This is a genomic window from Rhodoplanes sp. Z2-YC6860, assembly GCF_001579845.1.
Taxonomy (GTDB): domain Bacteria; phylum Pseudomonadota; class Alphaproteobacteria; order Rhizobiales; family Xanthobacteraceae; genus Z2-YC6860.
Genome location: NZ_CP007440.1, coordinates 7,770,093 through 7,791,151, shown reverse-complemented (window position 1 = coordinate 7,791,151; position 21,059 = coordinate 7,770,093). Strand labels below are relative to the sequence as shown.

Sequence of the window (21,059 nt, the reverse complement as noted above, 5' to 3'; positions counted from 1 at the left end):
CGTCCGGGACATGAGGGAGAGAGCGATGCGTCGGATTCTGATGGGCGCCTTCCTGGCGGCGGCTTGCTTCGGCACCGCAGCCGCAGAGGACATCGTGCTGCGCGGCATGGGTTCGTTCCATGTCGGCGGCCGCATCGCCGAGGTTTCGGGCAAGGAGGTGCGGATGATCCAGCGCCAGCCCGGCGGCCCGATGACCAAGCTCGACCCCAACGGCCAGTACATGGTCGAGCAGATGTACGTGCAGTACTTCCTGCCCAAGGTGAAGAAGGGCAAGTATCCGCTGCTGATGTGGCACGGCGGCGGCCTCACCGGCGTCACCTATGAGAGCACGCCGGACGGCCGCGACGGCTGGATGAACTTCTTCATCCGCAAAGGCTGGGACACTTACGTGTCCGACGCGGTGGAGCGCGGCCGCTCGGGCTTCGCCTCCAAGGACATATGGCCGGACGATCCGATCTTTCTCACCTATCAGGATCCTTTCGAGCGCTTCCGCATCGGTGACGGCGAAGGCTCCTGGAACGCCGATCCGCAGAAGCGAAAGCTTCTCCCCGGCGACCAGTTTCCGGCCGAAGCTTATGAGAACTACATGAAGCAGACCGTGCCGCGCTGGCTCTCCACGGACGCGGCGATCCTGCGCGGCTATCTGGCGCTGATCGACAAGGTCTGTCCCTGCGTTCTGCTGGTGCACAGCCAGGGCGGCAATTTCGGCTTCCTCGCCGCCGAGCAGCGGCCCGACAAGATCAAGGGCATCGTCGCGGTGGAATCGGCGACCGCCGGCAAGGTCGAAAACGCCGCCAAGCTGAAGCACGTACCGGTGCTGATGGTGTTCGGCGATTATGTCGACCAGCATCCGCGCTGGGCGACCTTCAAGAAGGTCGACACCGAGTACGGCAACGCCATCAAGGCGGCCGGTGGCAGCGTCGATCTGATCAACCTTCCTGACATCGGCATCAAGGGCAATTCGCACATGATGATGCAGGACAAGAACAGCGATCAGATCGCCGATGTGATTCAGAAATGGCTGGTCGGCAAGGCGCTGGCTGACTGAGTCTGAGCAGGTCAGTCAGGACGACAAGCAGGACTGTTGGTATCCGGCGCTTGTTCCATGGCGGGTAAGCCAGTTCAGGCGCTGGGTTGGAGGTCGAAAACTTCGACCCCGCATGGGACGGCGATCTGCTGGTCACGTCGCTCAAAGCGCAATCGATCTACCGCTTGCGGCGCGATGGCAGCGGCCGGATCGTCTACAGCGAGCCGATCGCTCTCGGTCATCGCCTGCGGGATATCGCCGCGCTGCCCGATGGCACTATGGTGCTCTGGACCGATGATGCGCGGTTGCTGTTCCTCAATGTCGACCGTGCGGCATTTGCGGCCAACCGTCGCGCACCCGGTTGAGCGAGAAAGCTTCGTTTGTTGCAGCGCAACGTGGCCGGGGCTCCGGTAATCTTACTTTGCAAAACTTGGCATTGACTTGGCGCAATGCAGATTTGGGTAGCCCGCTGCAGCATGCTTTGGTCTTGGCAGGCGTCATGATCGCGACTAAAAGTCCGCCCACGATGTGACGATGCGGATCGTCGCCGGGGGCCATCCAATCTGGTCATCATTTCATGAGGTTCCGGATTGCCGATGCGGCCCGGAAGGCGTGAGGAGGAATTTTCCGTGAAAGAAACTGGTCTGCGTAACGCCGCCTTTGGCGCCGACAAATTCGGTCTCAAAGACCTCGGTGCGGTCCATTGGAATCTGACCGAAGCGCCGCTCTATGAGCACGCGATCCGGAACGGCGAGGCGACCATCGTGGCGGGCGGCGCGCTCGGCGCCGAGACCGGCCATCACACCGGCCGTTCGCCGAAGGACAAGCACACCAAGGTCGACCAGCTCACCGAAAGCACTGTTTGGTGGGACGGCAACCGCAAGCAGAGCCAGGAGCACTTCGACAACATGCTCCAGGACTTCCTGGCGCATGCCAAAGGCAAGACGCTTTACGCGCAGGACCTCTACGGCGGCGCCGATCCGAAGTACCGGATCAAGGTGCGCGTCTACACCGAATACGCCTGGCACTCGCTGTTCATCCGCCAGCTGCTGATCCGTCCGGATCGTGCCGAGCTTGCCTCGTTCATGGCGGACATGACCATCATCGACATGCCGTCGTTCAAGCCGGACCATAAGCGTCACGGCGGCCGCGAAGGCTCGGATACCCAGGTGGCGATCGACTTCACCCGCAAGATCGTGCTGATCTGCGGCTCGTCCTATGCGGGCGAGATGAAGAAGTCGGTGTTCACGACGCTGAACTTCTATCTGCCGGCCCAGGGCGTGATGCCGATGCACTGCTCGGCCAACGTCGGCAAGGACGGCGACAGCGCGCTGTTCTTCGGCCTCTCCGGCACCGGCAAGACCACGCTGTCGGCCGATCCGAACCGCACGCTGATCGGCGACGACGAGACCGGCTGGTCGCCGGACGGCATCTTCAACTTCGAGGGCGGCTGCTACGCCAAGTGCATCAAGCTCTCGCAGGAAGCGGAGCCGATGATCTGGGACGCCACCAACCGCTTCGGCGCCGTGCTCGAGAACGTCGTATACGATGCGGAGACCCGCATCCCGGATTACAACAGCGACAAGCTGACCGAGAACACGCGTTCCGCCTATCCGCTCGACTTCATCCCGAACGCGTCGCGCTCGGGCATGGCCGGGCATCCGAAGAACATCATCTTCCTCACCGCCGACGCTTATGGCGTGATGCCGCCGATTGCGAAGCTCACGCCCGCCCAGGCGATGTATCACTTCCTCTCCGGCTACACCGCGAAGGTCGCGGGCACCGAAAAGGGTCTTGTCGGCGTCGAGCCGGAATTCTCGACCTGCTTCGGCGCGCCGTTCCTGCCGCGTCCGCCGGCGGAGTACGGTCGGCTGCTGCGCGACTACATCGCCAAGTACAAGGTCGATTGCTGGCTGGTGAACTCCGGCTGGACCGGCGGCATCTACGGCGTCGGCTCCCGCATGCCGATCAAGGTGACGCGTGCGCTGGTGACCGGCGCGCTCGACGGCTCGCTGAAGAACGCGACGTTCCGCACCGACAAGTATTTCGGCTTCGCGGTTCCGACCGCAGTGCCGGGCATCGACACCAAGATCCTCAACCCGGATCAGACCTGGGCCGATCCGAAGGCGTTCGATGAAACGGCCCGCAAGCTCGTCGGCATGTTCCAGAAGAACTTTGCCAAGTACGAGAAGACCGTGGATGCGGAAGTGCGCGCCGCGGCGCCCGAGGTTCGGATGGCTGCGGAATAATCCGCGCCAGCATGAATGCGGAAAGGGCGGCTCGAAGGAGCCGCCCTTTTTGTTTCTGCATTGCGCTAAATTTACAAAGGCGATTGCCGGCTTTACCTGCTCGCAGGTGCAGTCGTGACCGGGTTTGACGCGGGCGCCGCAGGCGCAGGCGTTGCCGCGCTCGGCGCAGGAGCAGGAGCCGACGTTGGAACCGCCGCCACCGGCGGTGCCGGCGTCATGACATCCGGCGGCTCGGTCAGTTCCGACGCGATCAGTTCCAGCGCCACCACGCGGTTGCGCACTGCGCGCCAATAACCCATGCGCGGACCGGGAATTGCGGCGTCGCCGTAGAGGTCGTTGGCTTCCTTCCGGAACCGCGCCACGTAGCGCTCACCGAGCCTGTCGCGGAGATAGTTCTCCGAGCGCAGCGCCCATTCGTCGGCCGGGCGCGCCGGCAACTCGCGTTGCGCGTCGCGGATCTGGCCGAGCAGGGTGCGGCCTTCGAGGATGCGGGTCTGAATATCCTCGCGGACCTGATCGCGCAGCGACTGCTGCTGCTCGTTCTGAGATCGCGCCGCGTATTTCGCGTAATAGCCGGCGCCAATCGCCAGCGCGCCGATGATCAGCGCGGTTACGCCAAGCCGGAGCTTGGCCACCGACCGCCGGATCGGCAGCATCGAGATGAGGATGGCGATGAAACCGTTGATGACCGCCAACGCCGGTGCAACAAAACCGAAATACTCTCGCCACATTGAAGCTGTCTCAGCGCCCCGCCCGGCCACCGGTGACACAACCGTAGCATTGCCGCCGGGCGAGTCTCAATGCGCGAGAGGCCACACCTCTCGCGAAAATGACAATTCAATAAAAAGGGCCGGCTAGCCGCGCCGCCGCGAAGCGACGCGAGGAGCCGGCGCGGCCACTTACAAGTGCCCGCGCTGGCCGCTCGCCAGCGCGGGGAACCGCCCTTTACCTTTGGCTCATTCTAAAGATCAATCGGCCGATTGCGCGGACTGGCGTCCGAGCCGGTTGAACTTCGCCTTCTGCTCGTCGGTCAGCGCCGCATAGAAGTCCTCGAGCGCAGGCCGTACCGCATTGGCAGCTTGGATCATGGCGTCGAGCCGCTGCTTCATCACATCGAGCCGGCCCACCGGAGTCAAAGGTACGACGTTGGGGCAGGCGTTGCGCAGGGTGTCGACGGACTGCTGCAAGGCGTCGTCCAGACGGTCGAGAGAGGCCTCCTGCGCCTCGGTCGGCTGCAACGCGCTCTCGATGCGGTCGACCGCGAGACTGGAGAGACCGGCCTTCTCGCTGCTGCAGTTGGCGGTCTGATCGGGAGTCGCTGCGGCCTTCTGCGAGCCGCGGAGCGTCGGGCCGAGCTCGTTGAAACGCGCCTTCTGCTCGTCGCTGAGCGAGTTGGTGAACGCCTCGAGCGCTGGCTTCACGGTGGTCACCGCGTCGTCCATGGCTTGCAGACGCTGGGTCATCGCCTGCAGCCGGCCCGGCGGGGTCAGCGGCACGGCGTCGGGGCAGGCATCCTTGAACTCGCTCGCGGCCTGCTGCGACGCCTGTCGCAGATCGTCGAGCAGCTTCTTCTGTTCGTTGTTCGGACCCACCGCGTTGGCGATCTTGTCGATCGGCCAGGCCGTGATGCCGGTGGCCTGATCGGCGCAGAATTCGCGGGTGGCCTGGTTGACGCGGCCCGGCACATTGCCGCCGCCGCTGCTGCTGTAGCTTCGCGAAGGCGCCACCCCGGTGGTCGTGGTCCGCGCATAGGCGCCATCATAAGGGCCTTCGGCGGCATATTCGGCATAAGGCGCGCCGTCGGGGAAGAACACGCCGTCGAAGAAGTCGTCATAGGCATAGGCCCAGTAGCCCGGATCGTAGGAGTCGGGCCAGAACGTGTAATAGAACAGGTCGTTGTAGGCGTACGGCCAGTACACCGGACCGCGCCACGGCACGTACGGCGCCAGCACGCCAAGCTGCCAGGCGATCCGCGAGGCAAGCCGTGCCGCGCGGCGCCCGGCGCGCCGGTTGTTGTTGAACTGCGACAGGTTCGAGGCGAAGCGGCCCTGCGTCACTTGCGCCGGCGTGAGCGGCGCGCGTGCGGCGCGCTGCCGCCGATCTTGGCGCTGCTCTTGGCGCTGCTGGGTCTGGACCGCGGTTTGCGGGGGTGATTGCTGCTGAGGATTGGCAGCGTTGCGGCGCTCATCGCGCTGCAGTCGACGCAGCTCTCGGCGCTCCGAGCGGTTGAGGCGGCCCTTCGATTGCAGATCTTGGATCCGCTGCTGATTGTTGTTGGTCGTGGCCGCAGTCCGGTCTTGACCGGCGCCTTGGTTCTGCTGCGCGTTCTGCCGTTCGTCGCGGCGGAGCCGATTGAGCTCGCGGCGCTCCGAGCGGTTCAGACGGCGCTTGGACTCGAGCGTCTGCAAGCGCTGCTGGTTGGCATTGCCGGTGGCCGCTGTCTTCTGCTGATCCGCGGTCAGGTTCTGCTGCCGCGCGTTCTGACGTTCGTTCCGTTGCAGCGTGCGCAATTCGCGGCGCTCGCCGCGGGAGAGCCGGCGCTGCGATTCGAGCTGCTGCAGGCGCGGGTTCGGCGCGTTGTTGGTGACGGCGCTCGGCGCGATGTTGTTCGGCCGCGCCGTCTGCTGACGCTGCTGGATGATCTGCTGCCGGCGCTCGAAGCGCGTCGCCGCGCGATTCTGCGGCGCGATGCGCTGGATCGAAGGCGCCTGGCGGGGGCTGGCGAAGCGCGGCTGCGGCGCGTTCTGCGGCCGCACGAAGCGCTGCTGCGGTGCGGAGCGGAACGCCGGCGCCTGCCGGGCCATTGAAGGCGCCGGCCGGGAGAATTGCGGCGCGGGTCGCGCCATCTGTGGAGCCGGCCGCGCCATCTGCGGCGGCGCCGCCCGGACCATCGGTGCGGGAGCTGGGCGAGGCGCCGGAGCGGCCCTTGGCGCAGCAGGGGCCGCGCGCGGTGCAGGGCCGCCTCTTTTGGCGGGTTGCGCGGCTGCATCGTGAATGGGCGCGGCCAGCACGGCGAGGGCCACTGCGGTCGCGGTGAGACCAGCACTCAAGCGAAACATCGTCTTCTAAGCTCCCATGACGCCGTGAATGAAACCCGGCGCCTGTTGTTTTGGTTCCGTTACGGGAGCGTCCGTCTGCTCTATGTTGAATTTGCGTTCTGTATGTTCATCGAGCGTTCATTCGATGATGACGCTTTGCCGCACCAACGCGTCGGCATGCGTATGTCTGGCAGCTCGCGTTGCGCGCGAGCCGCCAGAATCGTATCGGTGACTTGCGATGGAGCCTAACGAGCGCCGCCGCCGGGAGCGGCCGATGTCGGCCCGCCACTCTCGGCCCAATCCTTGAAGGCGCCCAGATTGAACACCTTGTCGTAGCCCATGTCCTTCAGCGTCTTGCCGGCGAGCGCCGAGCGGCCACCGGAGGCGCAATACAGGATCACGGTCTTGTCTTTGGCAAACGCCTTGTCGTGATACGGCGACTCCGGATCGGCGCGGAATTCCAGCATGCCGCGCGAGACATTCACGGCGTCGGCGATCCTGCCGGTCTTTTCGACTTCGCCCGCATCGCGAACGTCGACCACCAGTGTGTTGCCCTTGCCGATCATGTCCCGCGCCTGCGCCGGCGTGACCTTCGGCACCGCGGCGTGGGCGGCATCCAGCAGCTGTTTGACGCTTGTCGTCATCTCGGTCGGTCTCCCTTCGATGTGGTGCGGATCGGTTCGTGATCGCGCCCGCGCGCGACGACGGGGCTACTACAGCGGATGGTCGGCTTGCCGAATGCCCGCGCCGCCTGCTCTCTTGACCGATCGTCCGAATTTTTCTCAAAAGGGCCGTGCCGTGCGGCGACTTGTCTCACCACCGCGCCGCAGCGAGGTATCGGGTCTTCAGATCATGCAAATCCTTGTCGTCGGTGCCGGTGTGGTGGGGCTTGCGGTCGCGCGCGCGGCGGCGCTGAAGGGACACGACGTCATCGTGGCCGAGAAGACGTTGGGCATCGGTAACGGCGTGTCGTCGCGCAACAGCGAAGTGATCCACGGCGGCATGTACTATCCGACCGGCTCGCTGCGCGCCCATCACTGCCCGCGCGGCCGCCGCCTGATGGTGGAGTTCTGTGCCTCGCATGGCGTGCCGCATCGGCTGTGCGGCAAGCTCATTGTCGCGACCGAGGATGCCGAGGTCGGCAAGATGGAAGCGATCCTGAAGCAGGGCGCGGCCAACGGCGTCGAAGGCTTCGTGATGATCGATGGCGCCAAAGCGCGCGCCATGGAGCCGCAGCTCAATTGCGTCGCGGCGCTGCATTCGCCGAACACCGGCATTGTCGACAGCCATGCGTTCATGCGCGCGCTGCAGGGCGATCTCGAAGATCGCGGCGGCGCGATCGCGTTCGGTACCAAGGTCGAGCGGCTGATCCACACCCAGGCCGGCTGGCTGGTCCGTTTCTCGGGGACCGAGAGCGGCGAGCTTGCGGTCGATGCGGTGATCAACTCCGCAGGCCTCGGTGCGCAGGCGCTCGGCCACAGCACCGAGGATTATCCGGACACGCGCGTGCCGCGGCTCGTGCTCGCCCGCGGCAATTATTTCGGTTACGCCGGCCGTCCCGTGTTCTCGCGGCTGATCTATCCGGCGCCGCGGATCGACGGCGGGCTCGGCACCCACGTGACGCTCGATCTCGCCGGCCGCATGCGCTTTGGTCCTGACGTCGAGTGGATCGACGAGGAGAACTACAACGTCAATCCGGAGCGCTCGAAGTCGTTCTACGCGAGCATCCGCCGCTATTGGCCGGGACTGCCGGACGATTCATTGCAGCCGGACTATGCGGGCATCCGCCCGAAGCTCACCGGGCCGGGCGAAGTCGCCGCCGATTTCATGATCGAGGGGCCTGCGCAGCACGGGCTTCCCGGCCTCGTGCACCTGTTCGGCATCGAGTCGCCGGGGCTCACGTCGTCGCTGTCATTGGCCGATGAGGTGGTTTCGCAGCTCACTCCGTAGCGGAATAGCGCGTGCCACGGCGTGTGCGCTTTACGGGCTTCGGGTCGTCGTTGGTCATCGGTGCCGCCGCGACCTCGGACGTGTCCTGCGGCGGCGCGGGCCGCACCTTGACCTCGGCAAGCCTGCGCGCCCATTCACCCGAGGCCGGATTGATCGGCGTGAATTCGGCCGTCTTGCCGTTGTAGGTGGCGAGCCCGTCGTTGGTCGCGACGATGTCGCCGGAGCGCAGCGTCGGATCGGTCGCGGTGTCGAGGCGGGCAAGGCCGCCGCCGTCCTTGCCATTGCAGGTGCAGTTGGCAACGAGCCTGTTGCGGTAGGCGAACGCCGTGTCGATGTCGGCGTAGCGCGCGCCGTTCTGCGCCACCGCGGTATCGATCTTGCTGCCGGAGAACACGACGGTCTGCGCCGCCGGACAGAACGAGTGGCAGAGCTCCGCGGGCGTCACGCCGGCATGACGTTGGATCGGGAAATAGCGGCCGTCACAGGTGCGCACGCAGTACGCCGTACCGTGGCCGTAACCGCCGCTGGTTTCGCCACCCGAAGGGTCGGCATCGGAGTTCGACTGTTGCGGCATCGACATCCGGCGCTGAAAGCCGCCGAACAGCGTTTCGAAGAAGTTCTCGGCTGCAGCCTGTTGCACACTTCCGAATGCCGACAGCGCCAGCACAGCGAACAATGCGGCGCCCGACTTCGCGATCGTACAGCGAGAAAGGATGAGCAAAGGCTGTCTCCCCGGTACGCCCGGCCATTTTTGTCGGGTGTGGCCCTATAACGCCGCACCGCGGAATTTGGTTGCAGGACGGCTCGGAACGCCGGCGTGACCCGGAAAAGGTCAACGAATCCAACCTAGCGGGATTATGGTAAACGAAAGGTCACCAGGCGAATTTCGCCTGGAATTGGTTCCACTTACGCGGGCCCTCAGAAATACCGCCACCACACATAAACGTGGCAGATCGCGACCGACACCAGCATCATCGGGAAGGCGTAGAGCGAATAGGTCACGAAGCGGAACGGCACCCCGGACCGCTCGCCGATGCCAGCCACGGTGAGATTGGCCGAGGCGCCGATCAGCGTGCCGTTGCCGCCGAGACAGGCGCCAAGCGACAGACACCACCACAACGGCTCGATCTTGTCCGGTCCGCCAAAGGCCGGCGCCATGCTCTTGATCAGCGGAATCATGGTGGCGACGAACGGGATGTTGTCGACGATGGCCGATAGCACCGCCGACGACCACAGGATGGCATAGCCGGCATGGGCCATGTTACCGCCGGTCGCGGCGACGAGCTGATCGGCCAGGAGCTTGAGCAGACCCGCCACCTCGACGCCGTGCACCACGATGAACAGCCCGATGAAGAAGAAGATCGTGATCCACTCCACGTCGCCGAAGGTCTGGTGGATGTTGGCCGCCGCCTTCTCGTTGTGATGGGCCCAGTTGTCGAGCAGCATCAGCACCGCGGCGCCGGCCATCGCGATGGTGGCAGGCTCCAGATGCAGCGGTCGGGCCAGCATGAAGGCGATCATCACCACCGCGAGCACCGCGAGCGACTGCTTGAGCAGAAGCCAGTCGGTGATCGAGAGCTTGGGCTGCATGGCCATCACCAGCGCTTCGCGCTCGGGGCTGGCTTTGAGCCCTTTGCCCCAGATCAGATGGATCATGATCGCCTGCACGGCCATGACAATGAGGATGATCGGCGTGAGATGCAGCACGAAGGCGTTGAAGTCGAGGCCGACCTGCGATCCGATCAGGATGTTGGGGGGATCGCCGATCAGCGTCGCGGTGCCGCCGATGTTGGAGGCGAAGATCTCGGCGAACAGGTACGGATAGGCCGGGACGTCCAGCTCCTGCGTGATCGCGAGCGTCACCGGCACGATCAGCAGAACAGTGGTGACATTGTCGAGAAAGGCCGACAGCACCGCAGTGCAGATTTGCAGAAGCAGCAGCATCCGCGCCGGATGCGCCTTGGCGGCCTGAGCCGACCACACGGCGACGAATTGGAACATGCCGGAGCGGCGTGAGATCGACACCAGGATCATCATGCCGGTGAGGAGCCCGATGGTGTTCCAGTCGACGCCTTTCAGCGCCTCCTCCTGGTCCATCACGCCGACCAGCACCATCGCGGCTGCGCCGAGCAGCGCCACGATGGAGCGATTGACCTTTTCCGAGATGATGACCGCGTAAGTGATCGCAAGCAGAGCGGTCGCGACCCACATCGGGTTCATACCGAAATAAATGTTCGAAGCGTGCGCCTGCATTCCCGGCCTTTGGCTTTCCAGGGGAAAGCTCAAGCACGGACCCGGCGAAGTCAATGCGGCGGAAGCGTCGAGGCTGTATCGTCAAGGAGACGAAGAAGAAGCATTTCAGGGAGGAACGGGTGAGCAACCGCTTTTCAAATCCCAAAACCATGGCGCCGCCGCGCGGCTACACCCAGGTGGTCGAGACCTCGAGCCCGGGCCGTACGATCTATCTGTCCGGTCAGCTCGGCATGACGCCTGAGGGTGCGTTCGCAGGCGAGCCGGGCGACTTCCGGGCGCAGGCGACGCAGTGCTTCGAGAATCTGAAGGCCGGGCTGGAGTCGGCCGGCGCGGGCTTCGAGCATGTGGTGAAGATCACCAATTTCTTCGTCGACATGTCGCACCTGCCGGTGTTCTTCGAAGTGCGCGACAGCTTCGTCAACACCAAGGCGCCGCCGGCCTCCACGGCCATTCAGGTCGGTCGCCTGGCGCGCGAAGGCGCGCTGTTCGAGGTGGAAGCCGTGGCGGTTGTGCCGGACCGGGCCGCAAAAGCTGCGGCCGGCGCGAGGCGGGGGACTGTCAGCAAGCCGGCCAAGAGGCCGACGAAGAAAGCCGCGAGCAAAAAGAAGCGCCGGTAGTGAGCCCGCTATGGCTCGAGCGAGCCGACGTAAGCCGCAAGCGCGATCATGTCGTCCTGTGAGAGCTTCTCGACAGGCAGTTTCATGAGAGCGCTTGAACCTCCGGTCCGGCCGCCGTGCTGGAACTCATAGAGTTGGCGAACGATGTAACTCGGCGAGCGTCCTGCGATCGGCGGAAACGGGCCGAGGCCTTTCAAGTCCGGCCCGTGGCACAGATTGCAGGCCACGGTCGTTCCCGATCCACCGGTTTTCGCGAGCGCCTCTCCCTTCGCCAGGCTGCCAACCGGCACATAGGCCGTGAAGGTGGCTCGTGAGTCGCGTAGTTCGAACTGGTCGACATCATCCGGAAACTCGACGATACGCCGGCCGAGCGACTCGGTGCCGCCCTCCGGACTCTTCACGTAAAACAAGCGCGACGGCCCGGTTTTCGGAATGGTCTCGCTTTCAACGACTTTGATGATGCGCTTGCGTTTCAGCGCTGCGAAATATTCCGCCGCCGCGCGAACCTCGGCGTCAGTCATGTCTTTGACCGACGCCAGCATCAATTGTGTGGAAGGCCTCTGCGGGCCGGACAACTTTCTGGCGCCGCTTTTGAAGTCGGCGATCTGTTGGATGAAATAAGCGACCGGCAAACCGGCGAGGCTTGCATTCTCCGGACCTCCGGTGCCTTCGACGCGATGACACGATCCGCAGGCGCGGATGTCAGGCTTGCGTCCGTTTGCGACGATGTCCGGCATTGCGGCGTGGTCGTCCGGATGCCAGTCGGGCGCGACAAAAAGATCGCGCGCCTGTTTCCAACTGAACGCGGCTTTGCTGCCCGGGAGTGAATTGGGCTTGTCGTCGGGTGGGGGCACTTTGACGCTCGGGTCCCACAAGAAAGCCCAGGCGGGAAGCCCGTCAGAAGATGAGCCATTCTGTGCCAAGCCAGCGCGGCTGGCGCCAATCGCGATGGCCAACGAGATCAGTGCATAAAACGAAATTTTTCCCAGCGAGTTCACAGGAGCCCCCCTCTGCGAAATCCCCGTGCAGCCTATGTGAATAAGGAATGCGACGAAAGCGCACAAAACCGATTTTTTTCACCTTAAGCGGCGTGGCTGCGGGTTGATGAATCCGCGCGTTAGCGACGCGTTCTCGCGAATCGCGCACAATCGGCCGATGCCAAGCTTTGTCTATGTTCTCGGCTGCCGGACGCCGGACCGCATGCTGACCTATGTGGGCTGGACCACCGACGTCGAGAAGCGGCTGAAGCAGCACAACGCCGGCACCGGCGCGCGCACCACGCGCGGCCGCGTCTGGGTGCTGCTGCACACCGAAAAATTCCGCACTCGGCGGCAGGCCATGAGCCGCGAGTGGTACCTCAAGCGCGATCGGAAGTTCCGGAAGCTGCTGCGGCAAAGGCTCTTTGTTGCGGTGTGATCCCGGCCTAACGGCGAGAACACTCAACCAATTTTATTTGTGGATTAGAAAAATCGTTAAGCCTGGGCGAGTTCCTGTTTGCCCGGACGCTGGCTCGCGCGCAGTGAATCTGTCCCGGCACAAGATTGTCTTAATGAGAATCGGTCAAAACAGAGGGCGCGTTTCCGAGTGATGTGCGGGCTGCGGCGCCTTTCGGCATTGGAGGCGGGCCTCAGCCCCCTTGAGTATGAAGGCCGGACCATGAGCGAACGACCCAAAACACCGAACACGCGCAGCGCCGACGCCGGCTGGGAGCCTGACGCCGCCGCGACCAGCAGCGACGGCACGCAATTCATCAGCTTCACGATCGGCGACGAGAGCTACGGCGTCGACATCATGGCGGTGCGTGAGATCAAGGTCTGGTCGGAGATCACCCGGCTGCCGGAGCAGCCGGACTTCGTGCGCGGCGTGCTCAATCTGCGCGGCGCGATCGTGCCGATCGTCGACCTGCGCTGCCGCTTCGGTCAGGGTTTGACCGAGGCGACCGCGCTGCATGTGGTGATCATCGTGCAGATCGACAGTCAGCTCGTCGGCCTGCTCGCCGACCGCGTCTCAGATATCGTCACGGTCGATCCGGCGAAGATCAAGCCGGTGCCGAAGATCGGCCAGAACGGCAAGTCGGCCTTCCTGAGCGGCATCGTGTCGATCGAGAGCGAGCTGATCGCGCTGATCGATCTGTCCCGTCTGCTGACCTTGCCGGAAACCAAGGATCTGGCGCTCGCGAGCTGACGAAGCGTTGCCTGGCGCGGGCGCGTGCTGCGCTGCGCGATTGCAACTCATTCGACCGCTTCGTGCTGATCTCGACCGGAGGCTTATCTTCCGGTTCGCCGGCTGCGCCCGCCGATGCCGCACTCCTGCTCAACCCTCCGGAGATCGGCGGCTGACAAGCCGTAATTGGCCATCGCGTGTTTCCGCGCGGCTTGCAGGCCGTACTGCGAGATGGCGTCGCGTATCTGCTCGCACTGTCCAGGGTTTGGCCCACCCTGCGCGTAACATTGCGTCGACAGCATTGCGAGCACGGCAATGATTGGGATTCTGCGCATTCCTTCAAGCCCCATGAGAAAGAAACGTCGTCGGCAGTAAATCCAAACGCTCACCCGCTGCCTGCAGTTCCCGGAACAAAACGACCGGAAGCAGGCCAGCCGGGGCCAGCACAGACTCCGCGACGGCCATTGGAACCTTTCGGACGTCGTGCGGCGCCCGGCTTGAGCCTGTTGGGAAGAACAAAGCGGACGTCCGCCGACCGCTCTGAATTATGGGAGCACGCCTAATGCGCCTCGTCCCAATTGTGCGCGGCCCGCGCGTCGACCTGCAACGGCACCTGGAGCGACACCGCGGGCATCGGCGCTTCCTCCATCACGCGCTTGATCACCGGCAGCGTCTTCTCGATCTCGCCCTCCGGAGCTTCGAAGATCAATTCGTCGTGCACCTGAAGCAGCATCTTCGCGTTGAGCTTTGCCTTGCTCAGCGCGGGCTCGATGCGGATCATGGCGCGGCGGATGATGTCGGCGGCGCTGCCCTGCAGCCGCGCGTTGATCGCGGCGCGTTCGTTGAAGGCGCGCAGCGCCGCATTCGCGGCCTTGATCTCCGGATAGTGGCACTTGCGCCCGAAGATCGTCAGCACATAGCCGTCCCGCTTCGCCGAGGCTTTGGTCTCTTCCATGTAGTCGCGGATGCCGGGGAAGCGCTCGAAGTATTTCTTGATGTAGGCGCCGGCCTCGTCGCGGCCGATGCCGAGCTGGTTGGCGAGGCCGAAGGCCGAGATGCCGTAGATGATGCCGAAGTTGATGGCCTTGGCGCGCCGGCGCACCTCGCCCGGCATGCCCTTGATCGGCACGCCGAACATCTCCGACGCCGTCATGGCGTGGATGTCGAGGCCGTCGCGGAACGCCTGCTTCAGCAGCGGCACGTCGCCGATCTCAGCAAGGAGCCGCAGCTCGATCTGCGAATAGTCGGCCGAAATGAGCTTGGTGCCGGGCTCAGCGATGAAAGCGCGGCGGATTTTCCGGCCTTCCTCGGTGCGGACCGGGATGTTCTGCAGATTGGGTTCGGATGACGACAGCCGGCCGGTCGGCGTCGCGGCCAGCGCATAGAACGTGTGGACGCGATGGGTCTCGGCGTTCACATAATCCGGCAGCGAATCCGTGTAGGTCGAGCGCAGCTTCGACACCTGCCGCCAGTCGAGAATCTTGCGCGGCAGGTCGTGGCCCTGCTCGGCGAGCTCTTCGAGCACCTTCGCGCCCGTTGCCCATTGCCCGGTCTTGGTCTTGGTGCCGCCGGGCAGGCCCATCTGGCCGAACAGCACGTCGCCGAGTTGCTTGGGGCTGCCAGGATTGAGCGCGCCGCCGGCGAGCTTGTTGATCTCGTCTTCCAGGCCGCCCTGTTTCTGCGCGAACTCGCCGGAGAGCCGCGACAGCACCTGCCGGTCGATCGAGATGCCGCGGCCTTCCATGCGCGCCAGCACTGAAATGAGCGGACGCTCCAGCGTCTCGTAGACGGTCGCGACGCGGTCGGCGGCCATCCGCGCCTTGAGCGCCTTCCACAGCCGCAGCGTCACGTCGGCCTGTTCGGCCCCGTGTTCGCTGGCCTTGTCGATCGGCACGCTGTCGAAGCGAAGCTGGTTCTTGCCGGTGCCGGTGACCTGCTCCAGCGGGATGGCCTGGTGGTCGAGCCATCGCTCCGCGAGGTCATCCAGGCTGTGGCTGCCCTTGCCGGCATCGAGCACGTAGGACACCAGCATGGTGTCGTCGTAGGGGAATATCTCGATGCCGCGCCGCGCGAAGATCTGCCAGTCGTATTTCAGGTTCTGGCCGATCTTCAGCACGCCCGGATCTTCGAGCAGCGCCCTGATCTCCTTGAGCGCCGCATCTTCCGAAATCTGATCCGGCAGGAGCTTGGCTTCCGGCGCAAAGAGGTCGCCGCCGCCCGCCTTGCCGCCGTCGCGGTGGCCGAGCGGCACGTAGCAGGCTTCGTTGTCGGCGAGCGCGAGCGAGATGCCGCAGAGCTGCGCCGTCATCGGATCGGGGCTCGTCGTCCGCGTGCTGATCGCAACGAGGCCAACGTCCTTGGCGCGCAGCACCCAGGCCTTCAGCCGGTCGAGGCTGCGCACGGTCTCGTATTTGCTGCGATCGAATTTCTTGCCCTGTTCGGCGGCAAGATGCGCGGCCGCAAGCTCCACCGGCGAGAACGCCTTGTCTTCGGACGGCGCACTCGTGCGTGCCGGACGATCGCCAAGATCGAACTCGCCATAGACGCTGGTGCTCACAGGCTTGGCCTTGGCGGCCGGAGCGGCGGCCTTGCCCGAACTGAGACTGGAGCTCGCCTCGATCTCGCTCGCCTCGATGCCGGATTTTTCCGCCACGCGCCGCGTCAGGGTGTTGAATTCCATCGCCTTCAGAAACGCGATGAGGTTCTTGTACTCGGGCTCGTGGACCGCGAGGTCTTCGACCGGCACCTCCAGCGGCACATGCTGGTCGAGCGTGACGAGCTTCTTGGAGATGCGCGCCAGCTCGGCGTTGTCGATCAGCGTCTGGCGGCGCTTCTCCTGCTTGATCTCGCCGGCGCGCTTGAGCAGTGTTTCGAGATCGCCGAACTCTTCGAGCAGTTGGGCCGCGGTCTTGGGCCCGATGCCCGGCACGCCCGGCACGTTGTCGGTGGAATCGCCGATCAGCGCCTGCGCCTCGATCACCTTCTCGGGCGGCACGCCGAATTTCTCGATCACCTCGGGGATGCCGATCCGCTTGTCCTTCATGGTGTCGTACATGACGACGCAGTCGTTCACGAGCTGCATCAGGTCCTTGTCGGACGACACGATGGTGCAGGTGGCCTTGGCCTCGCAGGCCTGGCGGGCATAGGTCGCGATGATGTCGTCGGCCTCGAAGCCGGCTTGTTCGAGACACGGGATGTCGAACGCCTTCACGGCATCGCGGATGAGCGGAAACTGCGGAATGAGATCTTCGGGGATGTCCGGCCGATGCGCCTTGTATTGCGGATAGAGCTCGGTGCGGAAGGTCTTCTCGGACTTGTCGAACACCACCGCGAGGTGCGAGGGCTTCTCGTCCGGCTTCATGTCGTTGAGAAGCTTCCACAGCATGTTGCAGAAGCCCAGCACCGCGTTGATCTGCAGGCCGTCCGATTTGCGCGTCAGCGGCGGCAGCGCGTGGTAGGCGCGGAAGATGTAGCCCGAGCCGTCGACCAGGAAGACGTGGTCGCCCTTCTTCAGGCCGGTTGCTGCTCCCTTTGCGGGCGCGGCCTTGGCAGGCGCGGGTTTCTTGGCGTCGGGCTTTTCGGCCGAGGATTTGGATTTGCTGGGGCTTGGCATGGCCCGAATGTGGGCCGTAGACCGTCCCGAATCAATGCAGGACGGCGCCGCTGTGAATCATTCCGCCGGCTGCAGCACCGGGCCGCGGGCGGGCTTGAGCCGCGCCCAGGCCGGGCGCTCGAACAGGAGGCGGAGCGGGGTGCCGCGCACCGCCCAGTACCAGACGAGCGCGCCGATCACACCGACGGCCGTGACAATCAGCGACACGGTGCCGAGATCGGGCACGATGCCGGTCTTGAGCAGCACGGCGCGCGTCGTCGCCATCGGCAGGAAGAAGGCGAGATAGATGACGATCGAGTTGCGGCCGCAATAGCGCAGCGCCTGGAACAGGTCGCTCCGCGCCATCAGCGCAGCGACTGTGACGACGGCGCCGGCGCCGATCACGCCGAGGCCGAGCGAAATGCCGGGCTTGTCGGCGAGCCCGGCCATCACCAGGCCGCCATTGACGAGCGCCCACAACGCGAGACCAACCGCCGCCAAGCCCGGCCGCGCCTGCACGCCCGCGGCCAGCGCGAACACTTGTCTGGCGAAGATATAGCCCGTGTAGATATAGACGAACCGATGCGCGAACTCGTCGATCACCGTCCAGCCGGTGCTGACGTGCGCCATCTCCATCCCGGCGCCGAGGAGCATCATCGCCGGCCACGGCACCCGCCGGGTCAGCTTGATGAACACGAAGAAGATCGGCAGCAGATAGATGAACCACAGCGTGCCGAACGGCTCGATGAAGGCTTCGAGATAGCTCAGGCCGACGCCCGTCCAGCCCTGCTCGGCCGCGAACATCGGCGCCTTGAAGGCGAACTGGATCGTGACCCACAGCACGTAGAAATAGGCGAAGTGCACGACCTTCTTGTCGAGATAGTCGCGCCAGTCGCGATCGATGACGCGGGCGAGGAACAGTCCCGAGATCAGGAAGAAGTCGGGCATCCGGAACGGGCGGGCAAACTCGACCACCGCATGCATCCAGCCCTCGCGGCCGGCTGCGAGCTCGACGCCGAGCGTCGAATGCATCATCACCACCATGACGATGCAGAAGCCCTTCGCGTAGTCGACCCAGTCGACCCGGTTGTCGTTCAGCCGGTGCATAACCCTCTCCGTGTCGCGAAGCTGTTACACATCCGTGGTTTCGGCTGCGTTTACATGATCGGAGAATCACCCAGGTACCGGCCGTCATTCCGGGGCGCGCCGAAAGGCGCGAACCCGGAATCCAGTCACGCAAAGACTTTCTCCGGTACTGGATTCCGGGTTCGCTCGCTTCGCGAGCGCCCCGGAATGACGTCGTCAATGGCCTGCTGGGGCATGGGCATGCCCCTGGACAGCCCGCACCCTCGCCACCCCACACCGCCTCTGCTAAGAGGCCCCGTCCGGCACGGCCGCCGGATTCGTTAACCAAGATCGGACACGAATGCGCGTCGCTATGATCGGCACCGGCTATGTGGGCCTCGTCTCGGGGGCTTGCTTCGCCGACTTCGGCCACCACGTCGTCTGCGTCGACAAGGACGCCGGCAAGATCGAAGCCCTCGACCGCGGCGTGATGCCGATCTACGAGCCCGGCCTCGACGATCTGGTCGCGAGCAACGTCCGCGCCAAGCGGCTCTCCTTTACCACCGACCTGAAAGGCCCCGTGGCCGAAGCCGACGCGGTGTTCATCGCGGTCGGCACGCCGTCGCGGCGCGGCGACGGCCACGCCGATCTCTCTTATGTCTACGCGGCGGCGAAGGAGATCGCGGGCGCTCTTTCGGGCTTCACCGTGGTGGTTACCAAGTCGACCGTGCCGGTCGGCACCGGCGACGAGGTCGAGCGCATCATCCGCGAGGCGCGGCCCGGCGTCGACGTCGCGGTGGTGTCCAATCCGGAGTTTCTGCGCGAGGGCGCGGCGATCCAGGACTTCAAGCATCCGGATCGCATCGTGGTCGGCTCCGAGGAGGAGCGCGCCACCAAGGCGATGGCCGAGCTCTACCGGCCGCTTCATCTCAATCGCTCGCCGATCCTCAACACCGGCCGGCGCACCGCGGAGCTGATCAAGTACGCGGCGAATGCATTCCTCGCCACCAAGATCACCTTCATCAACGAGATCGCAGACCTCTGCGAGCGCGTCGGTGCCGACGTGCAGGATGTCTCTCGCGGCATCGGCCTCGACAACCGCATCGGGTCGAAGTTTTTGCACGCCGGCGCGGGCTATGGCGGCTCGTGCTTTCCGAAGGACACGCTGGCGCTGATCAAGACCGGCCAGGACTACGATGCGCCGATCCGCATCGTCGAGACGGTCGCGCACGTCAACGAGACGCGGAAACGCGCGATGGCGCGCAAGGTTGTTGCCGCTGTCGGCTCGAACCTGCGCGGCAAGACCATCGCGATCCTGGGCCTCACCTTCAAGCCCAACACCGACGACATGCGCGACGCGCCCTCGATCCCGCTGATCACGGCGCTGCACGACATGGGCGCGAAGGTCCGGGCCTACGATCCCATCGGCATGGAGCAGGCCAAGAAGATGCTCCCCGAGCTGACCTATTGCGAGGACGCTTACCAATGCGCCAGCGGCGCCGACGCCCTCGTCATCGTCACCGAGTGGGAAGAATTCCGCGCGCTCGATCTGGATCGCCTCAAGACGATGATGAACGAGCGCCCCGCCGTGGTGGATCTGCGCAATATCTATCCGCCCGGCGACCTCGAGCAGCGCGGCTTCGTCTACGAGAGCATCGGCCGTCCGTCGCGGCGAGAGAAGTAAAGCCGCCGTTGCTGGATCGTTTCCGCGTGCGCCCATCTCCCCCCGTCCTCATCCTGAGGAGCATTGCCATAGCGCGTCGAGGACGCGCGTAAACGCGCTTGTGGCAACGCTCCTCACCATGAGGCCGGGAGAGAGCGGCTGGCATCGCACGCACGACGTGACGCTGAACGGTATCTCCGTCAGGCACGCGGCCGTGTCGGAGTCCGTCTCTCGGCCGGCGGAATTTCGATTGTCTCGATGTCTGCGCAAAACTCGCTGCAATAGAAGTGATCTGACTGACCCTTCCAGGCGGAGAGAGGGCTGATGTTTTCACGGCAGCAGGCGCAGGTCATCGCACGTCTCCCAATTTGCCCCGGCCTGTAACGGTCGCCGTGGCGATTGGTTCCGAGCGTGTCGACGAACGTCTCCGCGGTGTTACCCGCATCACACATCGATCGCGAATTGTGACGGAGGATTGAATCCGGACATTGTCAATGGAGGCGACCAATGACCGTTGATCTCGTCAATCCAACCGCTCGCAACACCGATCTCGATCTTCTTCATCCCGTGGTGCGATCCGCCGTCGGCAAGGTATTGAAAGACCTCGCCAGCGAAAAAATACCTCTCTTCGTGTTCGAAGCCTGGCGGTCACCCGCCCGGCAGCATTTCCTGTTCGCGCAGGGGCGCACGACCCCCGGACCCAAAGTCACATTTCAGGATTCGTGGGGCTCGTATCACCAGTACGGGCTTGCCGTTGATCTGGTGTTCGGCGGTCCGGGCAAGTGGACATGGGATGAGCCGAAAAAAGGTATGTGGAAACGGATGCACGAGATCGGACGCGCTCGCGGTCTGATGCCGCTGGATTTCGAAACGCCGCACATCCAGCTCGCCGGCACGTCGTCCGCCGCGCTCCGCGAAGGGCGGTATCCCGATGGCGGAGACGAGACATGGACCGGCAATCTCGCGATGGCCATCTCGGCCTGGACAAAATCGCCCGTCTCGCCGCCTTTCCCGCAGGTGCTGGATCGCCCGGCGGTGGCGTAGCCCGGCTTCCGCGGCTCCAAGTCAGTTCCGGCGTTAATCACTAACGCCGGAACTTTTCGTGGGCACGTGACAATTGATCCGACGGACAGCACACTCGGGACCGCATTCGCGCTCTCGCCTGAGAGCGGTCTCGTGAGTGTTCGCCATGAGTACGAGCGTCGCAGCCAACCTCGCCAAGATTCTCGATCTTCGGAAGCAGCTGGTGCGTCACCGCAACGATCTTGAAGCGACCTCGGCCGGCTTGCCGCCCGAGGATCAGGCGCGCTGCAGGCAGGCGCTGACCATCGTCGACCAGCTCGATCAGCGCTTGATGACGATGTCGTCGGTGGCGCTCGCCGCATTGCCGGCGTACGGCGGAACGGCGAAGAACTGAGCCGGACGAGCGTTGTGCAGCCGCT

At 64.5% G+C, this 21,059-nt stretch carries 18 protein-coding genes; 10 read left to right on the top strand and 8 right to left on the bottom strand.

From position 1 onward, the window contains the following. Nucleotides 1–25 precede the first annotated feature (25 nt). The 3 genes from RHPLAN_RS36230 (at nucleotide 26) to RHPLAN_RS36220 (ending at nucleotide 3,276) form a co-directional block, all read left to right on the top strand. The gene (locus RHPLAN_RS36230) at nucleotides 26–1,048 is read left to right on the top strand and encodes an alpha/beta hydrolase (RefSeq protein ID WP_068029328.1); all 1,023 of its coding nucleotides are present in this window, start codon (nucleotides 26–28) and stop codon (nucleotides 1,046–1,048) included. 86 nt (nucleotides 1,049–1,134) lie between these two features. Continuing rightward, the gene (locus RHPLAN_RS36225) at nucleotides 1,135–1,392 is read left to right on the top strand and encodes a PQQ-dependent sugar dehydrogenase (protein WP_068029325.1); all 258 of its coding nucleotides are present in this window, start codon (nucleotides 1,135–1,137) and stop codon (nucleotides 1,390–1,392) included. A 264-nt stretch (nucleotides 1,393–1,656) separates the two neighbouring features. After that, complete coding sequence (locus RHPLAN_RS36220; protein WP_068029322.1) at nucleotides 1,657–3,276, top strand: phosphoenolpyruvate carboxykinase; 1,620 nt, start codon at nucleotides 1,657–1,659, stop codon at nucleotides 3,274–3,276. 92 nt (nucleotides 3,277–3,368) lie between these two features. Here the strand turns inward: RHPLAN_RS36220 and RHPLAN_RS36215 are convergent, their stop codons facing one another. The 3 genes from RHPLAN_RS36215 to RHPLAN_RS36205 form a co-directional block, all read right to left on the bottom strand. Continuing rightward, the gene (locus RHPLAN_RS36215; RefSeq protein WP_157100710.1) at nucleotides 3,369–4,007 is read right to left on the bottom strand and encodes a hypothetical protein; all 639 of its coding nucleotides are present in this window, start codon (nucleotides 4,005–4,007) and stop codon (nucleotides 3,369–3,371) included. A 237-nt stretch (nucleotides 4,008–4,244) separates the two neighbouring features. Beyond that, nucleotides 4,245–6,080, bottom strand: coding sequence for a Spy/CpxP family protein refolding chaperone (locus RHPLAN_RS36210; RefSeq protein ID WP_068029315.1), 1,836 nt, complete (start codon nucleotides 6,078–6,080; stop codon nucleotides 4,245–4,247). A 479-nt stretch (nucleotides 6,081–6,559) separates the two neighbouring features. After that, nucleotides 6,560–6,958 (bottom strand): rhodanese-like domain-containing protein, encoded by a 399-nt coding sequence (locus RHPLAN_RS36205; RefSeq protein ID WP_068029313.1) that lies wholly within the window; start codon nucleotides 6,956–6,958, stop codon nucleotides 6,560–6,562. 208 nt (nucleotides 6,959–7,166) lie between these two features. Here RHPLAN_RS36205 and RHPLAN_RS36200 point away from each other — a divergent pair, with 208 nt between their 5' ends. Continuing rightward, a complete protein-coding gene (locus tag RHPLAN_RS36200) occupies nucleotides 7,167–8,264 on the top strand; it encodes an NAD(P)/FAD-dependent oxidoreductase (RefSeq protein ID WP_068029310.1) in 1,098 nt (365 codons plus the stop codon). Here RHPLAN_RS36200 and RHPLAN_RS36195 read toward each other — a convergent pair. Both RHPLAN_RS36195 and RHPLAN_RS36190 read right to left on the bottom strand, forming a co-directional pair. Then, the gene (locus tag RHPLAN_RS36195; protein WP_068029307.1) at nucleotides 8,254–8,985 is read right to left on the bottom strand and encodes a DUF2865 domain-containing protein; all 732 of its coding nucleotides are present in this window, start codon (nucleotides 8,983–8,985) and stop codon (nucleotides 8,254–8,256) included. The two genes, RHPLAN_RS36200 and RHPLAN_RS36195, sit on opposite strands and share 11 nt — an antisense overlap. A 197-nt stretch (nucleotides 8,986–9,182) precedes the next feature. Beyond that, a complete protein-coding gene (locus tag RHPLAN_RS36190; RefSeq protein ID WP_068029304.1) occupies nucleotides 9,183–10,517 on the bottom strand; it encodes an ArsB/NhaD family transporter in 1,335 nt (444 codons plus the stop codon). 119 nt (nucleotides 10,518–10,636) lie between these two features. Here RHPLAN_RS36190 and RHPLAN_RS36185 point away from each other — a divergent pair, with 119 nt between their 5' ends. Further along, the gene (locus tag RHPLAN_RS36185) at nucleotides 10,637–11,134 is read left to right on the top strand and encodes a RidA family protein (protein ID WP_198164638.1); all 498 of its coding nucleotides are present in this window, start codon (nucleotides 10,637–10,639) and stop codon (nucleotides 11,132–11,134) included. Nucleotides 11,135–11,142: 8 nt separating this feature from the next. Here RHPLAN_RS36185 and RHPLAN_RS36180 read toward each other — a convergent pair whose 3' ends face one another. Continuing rightward, entirely contained in the window at nucleotides 11,143–11,988 is an 846-nt protein-coding gene (locus RHPLAN_RS36180) for a c-type cytochrome (protein WP_237179991.1), read from the bottom strand. 250 nt (nucleotides 11,989–12,238) lie between these two features. On the opposite strand from RHPLAN_RS36180, the gene RHPLAN_RS36175 reads away from it, so the two are divergent. Then, nucleotides 12,239–12,550 carry a GIY-YIG nuclease family protein gene (locus RHPLAN_RS36175; protein ID WP_068029301.1) on the top strand — a complete coding sequence of 104 codons (312 nt, stop codon included), beginning with the start codon at nucleotides 12,239–12,241 and terminating at the stop codon, nucleotides 12,548–12,550. Nucleotides 12,551–12,790: 240 nt separating this feature from the next. Beyond that, complete coding sequence (locus RHPLAN_RS36170) at nucleotides 12,791–13,318, top strand: chemotaxis protein CheW (protein ID WP_068032393.1); 528 nt, start codon at nucleotides 12,791–12,793, stop codon at nucleotides 13,316–13,318. A gap of 538 nt (nucleotides 13,319–13,856) precedes the next feature. Here the strand turns inward: RHPLAN_RS36170 and polA are convergent. Both polA and RHPLAN_RS36155 read right to left on the bottom strand, forming a co-directional pair. Beyond that, complete coding sequence (polA, locus tag RHPLAN_RS36160) at nucleotides 13,857–16,910, bottom strand: DNA polymerase I (RefSeq protein ID WP_068029294.1); 3,054 nt, start codon at nucleotides 16,908–16,910, stop codon at nucleotides 13,857–13,859. 57 nt (nucleotides 16,911–16,967) lie between these two features. After that, on the bottom strand, nucleotides 16,968–17,996 hold the full coding sequence (locus tag RHPLAN_RS36155; RefSeq protein ID WP_068029291.1) for an acyltransferase family protein: 1,029 nt from the start codon (nucleotides 17,994–17,996) through the stop codon (nucleotides 16,968–16,970). Nucleotides 17,997–18,315: 319 nt separating this feature from the next. Between RHPLAN_RS36155 and RHPLAN_RS36150 the strand changes: the two genes are divergently transcribed. The 3 genes from RHPLAN_RS36150 to RHPLAN_RS36140 all read left to right on the top strand — a co-directional run bounded on the left by RHPLAN_RS36150 (nucleotide 18,316) and on the right by RHPLAN_RS36140 (nucleotide 21,034). Beyond that, nucleotides 18,316–19,638, top strand: a complete 1,323-nt coding sequence (locus tag RHPLAN_RS36150; protein ID WP_068029289.1) for a UDP-glucose dehydrogenase family protein — start codon at nucleotides 18,316–18,318, stop codon at nucleotides 19,636–19,638. A 486-nt stretch (nucleotides 19,639–20,124) separates the two neighbouring features. Beyond that, nucleotides 20,125–20,661 carry a M15 family metallopeptidase gene (locus RHPLAN_RS36145; RefSeq protein WP_068029286.1) on the top strand — a complete coding sequence of 179 codons (537 nt, stop codon included), beginning with the start codon at nucleotides 20,125–20,127 and terminating at the stop codon, nucleotides 20,659–20,661. Between the two features lie 145 nt (nucleotides 20,662–20,806). After that, entirely contained in the window at nucleotides 20,807–21,034 is a 228-nt protein-coding gene (locus tag RHPLAN_RS36140) for a hypothetical protein (protein ID WP_157100707.1), read from the top strand. The last annotated feature ends 25 nt before the right edge of the window (nucleotides 21,035–21,059 follow it).

Excerpts from the sequence above, each read along its gene's own strand:
- RHPLAN_RS36150 (WP_068029289.1), top strand. The coding sequence starts at position 18,316 with ATGCGCGTCGCTATGATCGGCACCGGCTATGTGGGCCTCGTCTCGGGG.
- polA (WP_068029294.1), bottom strand. The coding sequence starts at position 16,910 with ATGCCAAGCCCCAGCAAATCCAAATCCTCGGCCGAAAAGCCCGACGCC.
- RHPLAN_RS36170 (WP_068032393.1), top strand. The coding sequence starts at position 12,791 with ATGAGCGAACGACCCAAAACACCGAACACGCGCAGCGCCGACGCCGGC.
- RHPLAN_RS36210 (WP_068029315.1), bottom strand. The coding sequence starts at position 6,080 with ATGGCCCGGCAGGCGCCGGCGTTCCGCTCCGCACCGCAGCAGCGCTTC.
- RHPLAN_RS36200 (WP_068029310.1), top strand. The coding sequence starts at position 7,167 with ATGCAAATCCTTGTCGTCGGTGCCGGTGTGGTGGGGCTTGCGGTCGCG.
- RHPLAN_RS36155 (WP_068029291.1), bottom strand. The coding sequence starts at position 17,996 with ATGCACCGGCTGAACGACAACCGGGTCGACTGGGTCGACTACGCGAAG.
- RHPLAN_RS36175 (WP_068029301.1), top strand. The coding sequence starts at position 12,239 with ATGAATCCGCGCGTTAGCGACGCGTTCTCGCGAATCGCGCACAATCGG.
- RHPLAN_RS36215 (WP_157100710.1), bottom strand. The coding sequence starts at position 4,007 with ATGTGGCGAGAGTATTTCGGTTTTGTTGCACCGGCGTTGGCGGTCATC.
- RHPLAN_RS36140 (WP_157100707.1), top strand. The coding sequence starts at position 20,807 with ATGAGTACGAGCGTCGCAGCCAACCTCGCCAAGATTCTCGATCTTCGG.
- RHPLAN_RS36145 (WP_068029286.1), top strand. The coding sequence starts at position 20,125 with ATGACCGTTGATCTCGTCAATCCAACCGCTCGCAACACCGATCTCGAT.
- RHPLAN_RS36190 (WP_068029304.1), bottom strand. The coding sequence starts at position 10,517 with ATGCAGGCGCACGCTTCGAACATTTATTTCGGTATGAACCCGATGTGG.
- RHPLAN_RS36230 (WP_068029328.1), top strand. The coding sequence starts at position 26 with ATGCGTCGGATTCTGATGGGCGCCTTCCTGGCGGCGGCTTGCTTCGGC.
- RHPLAN_RS36205 (WP_068029313.1), bottom strand. The coding sequence starts at position 6,958 with ATGACGACAAGCGTCAAACAGCTGCTGGATGCCGCCCACGCCGCGGTG.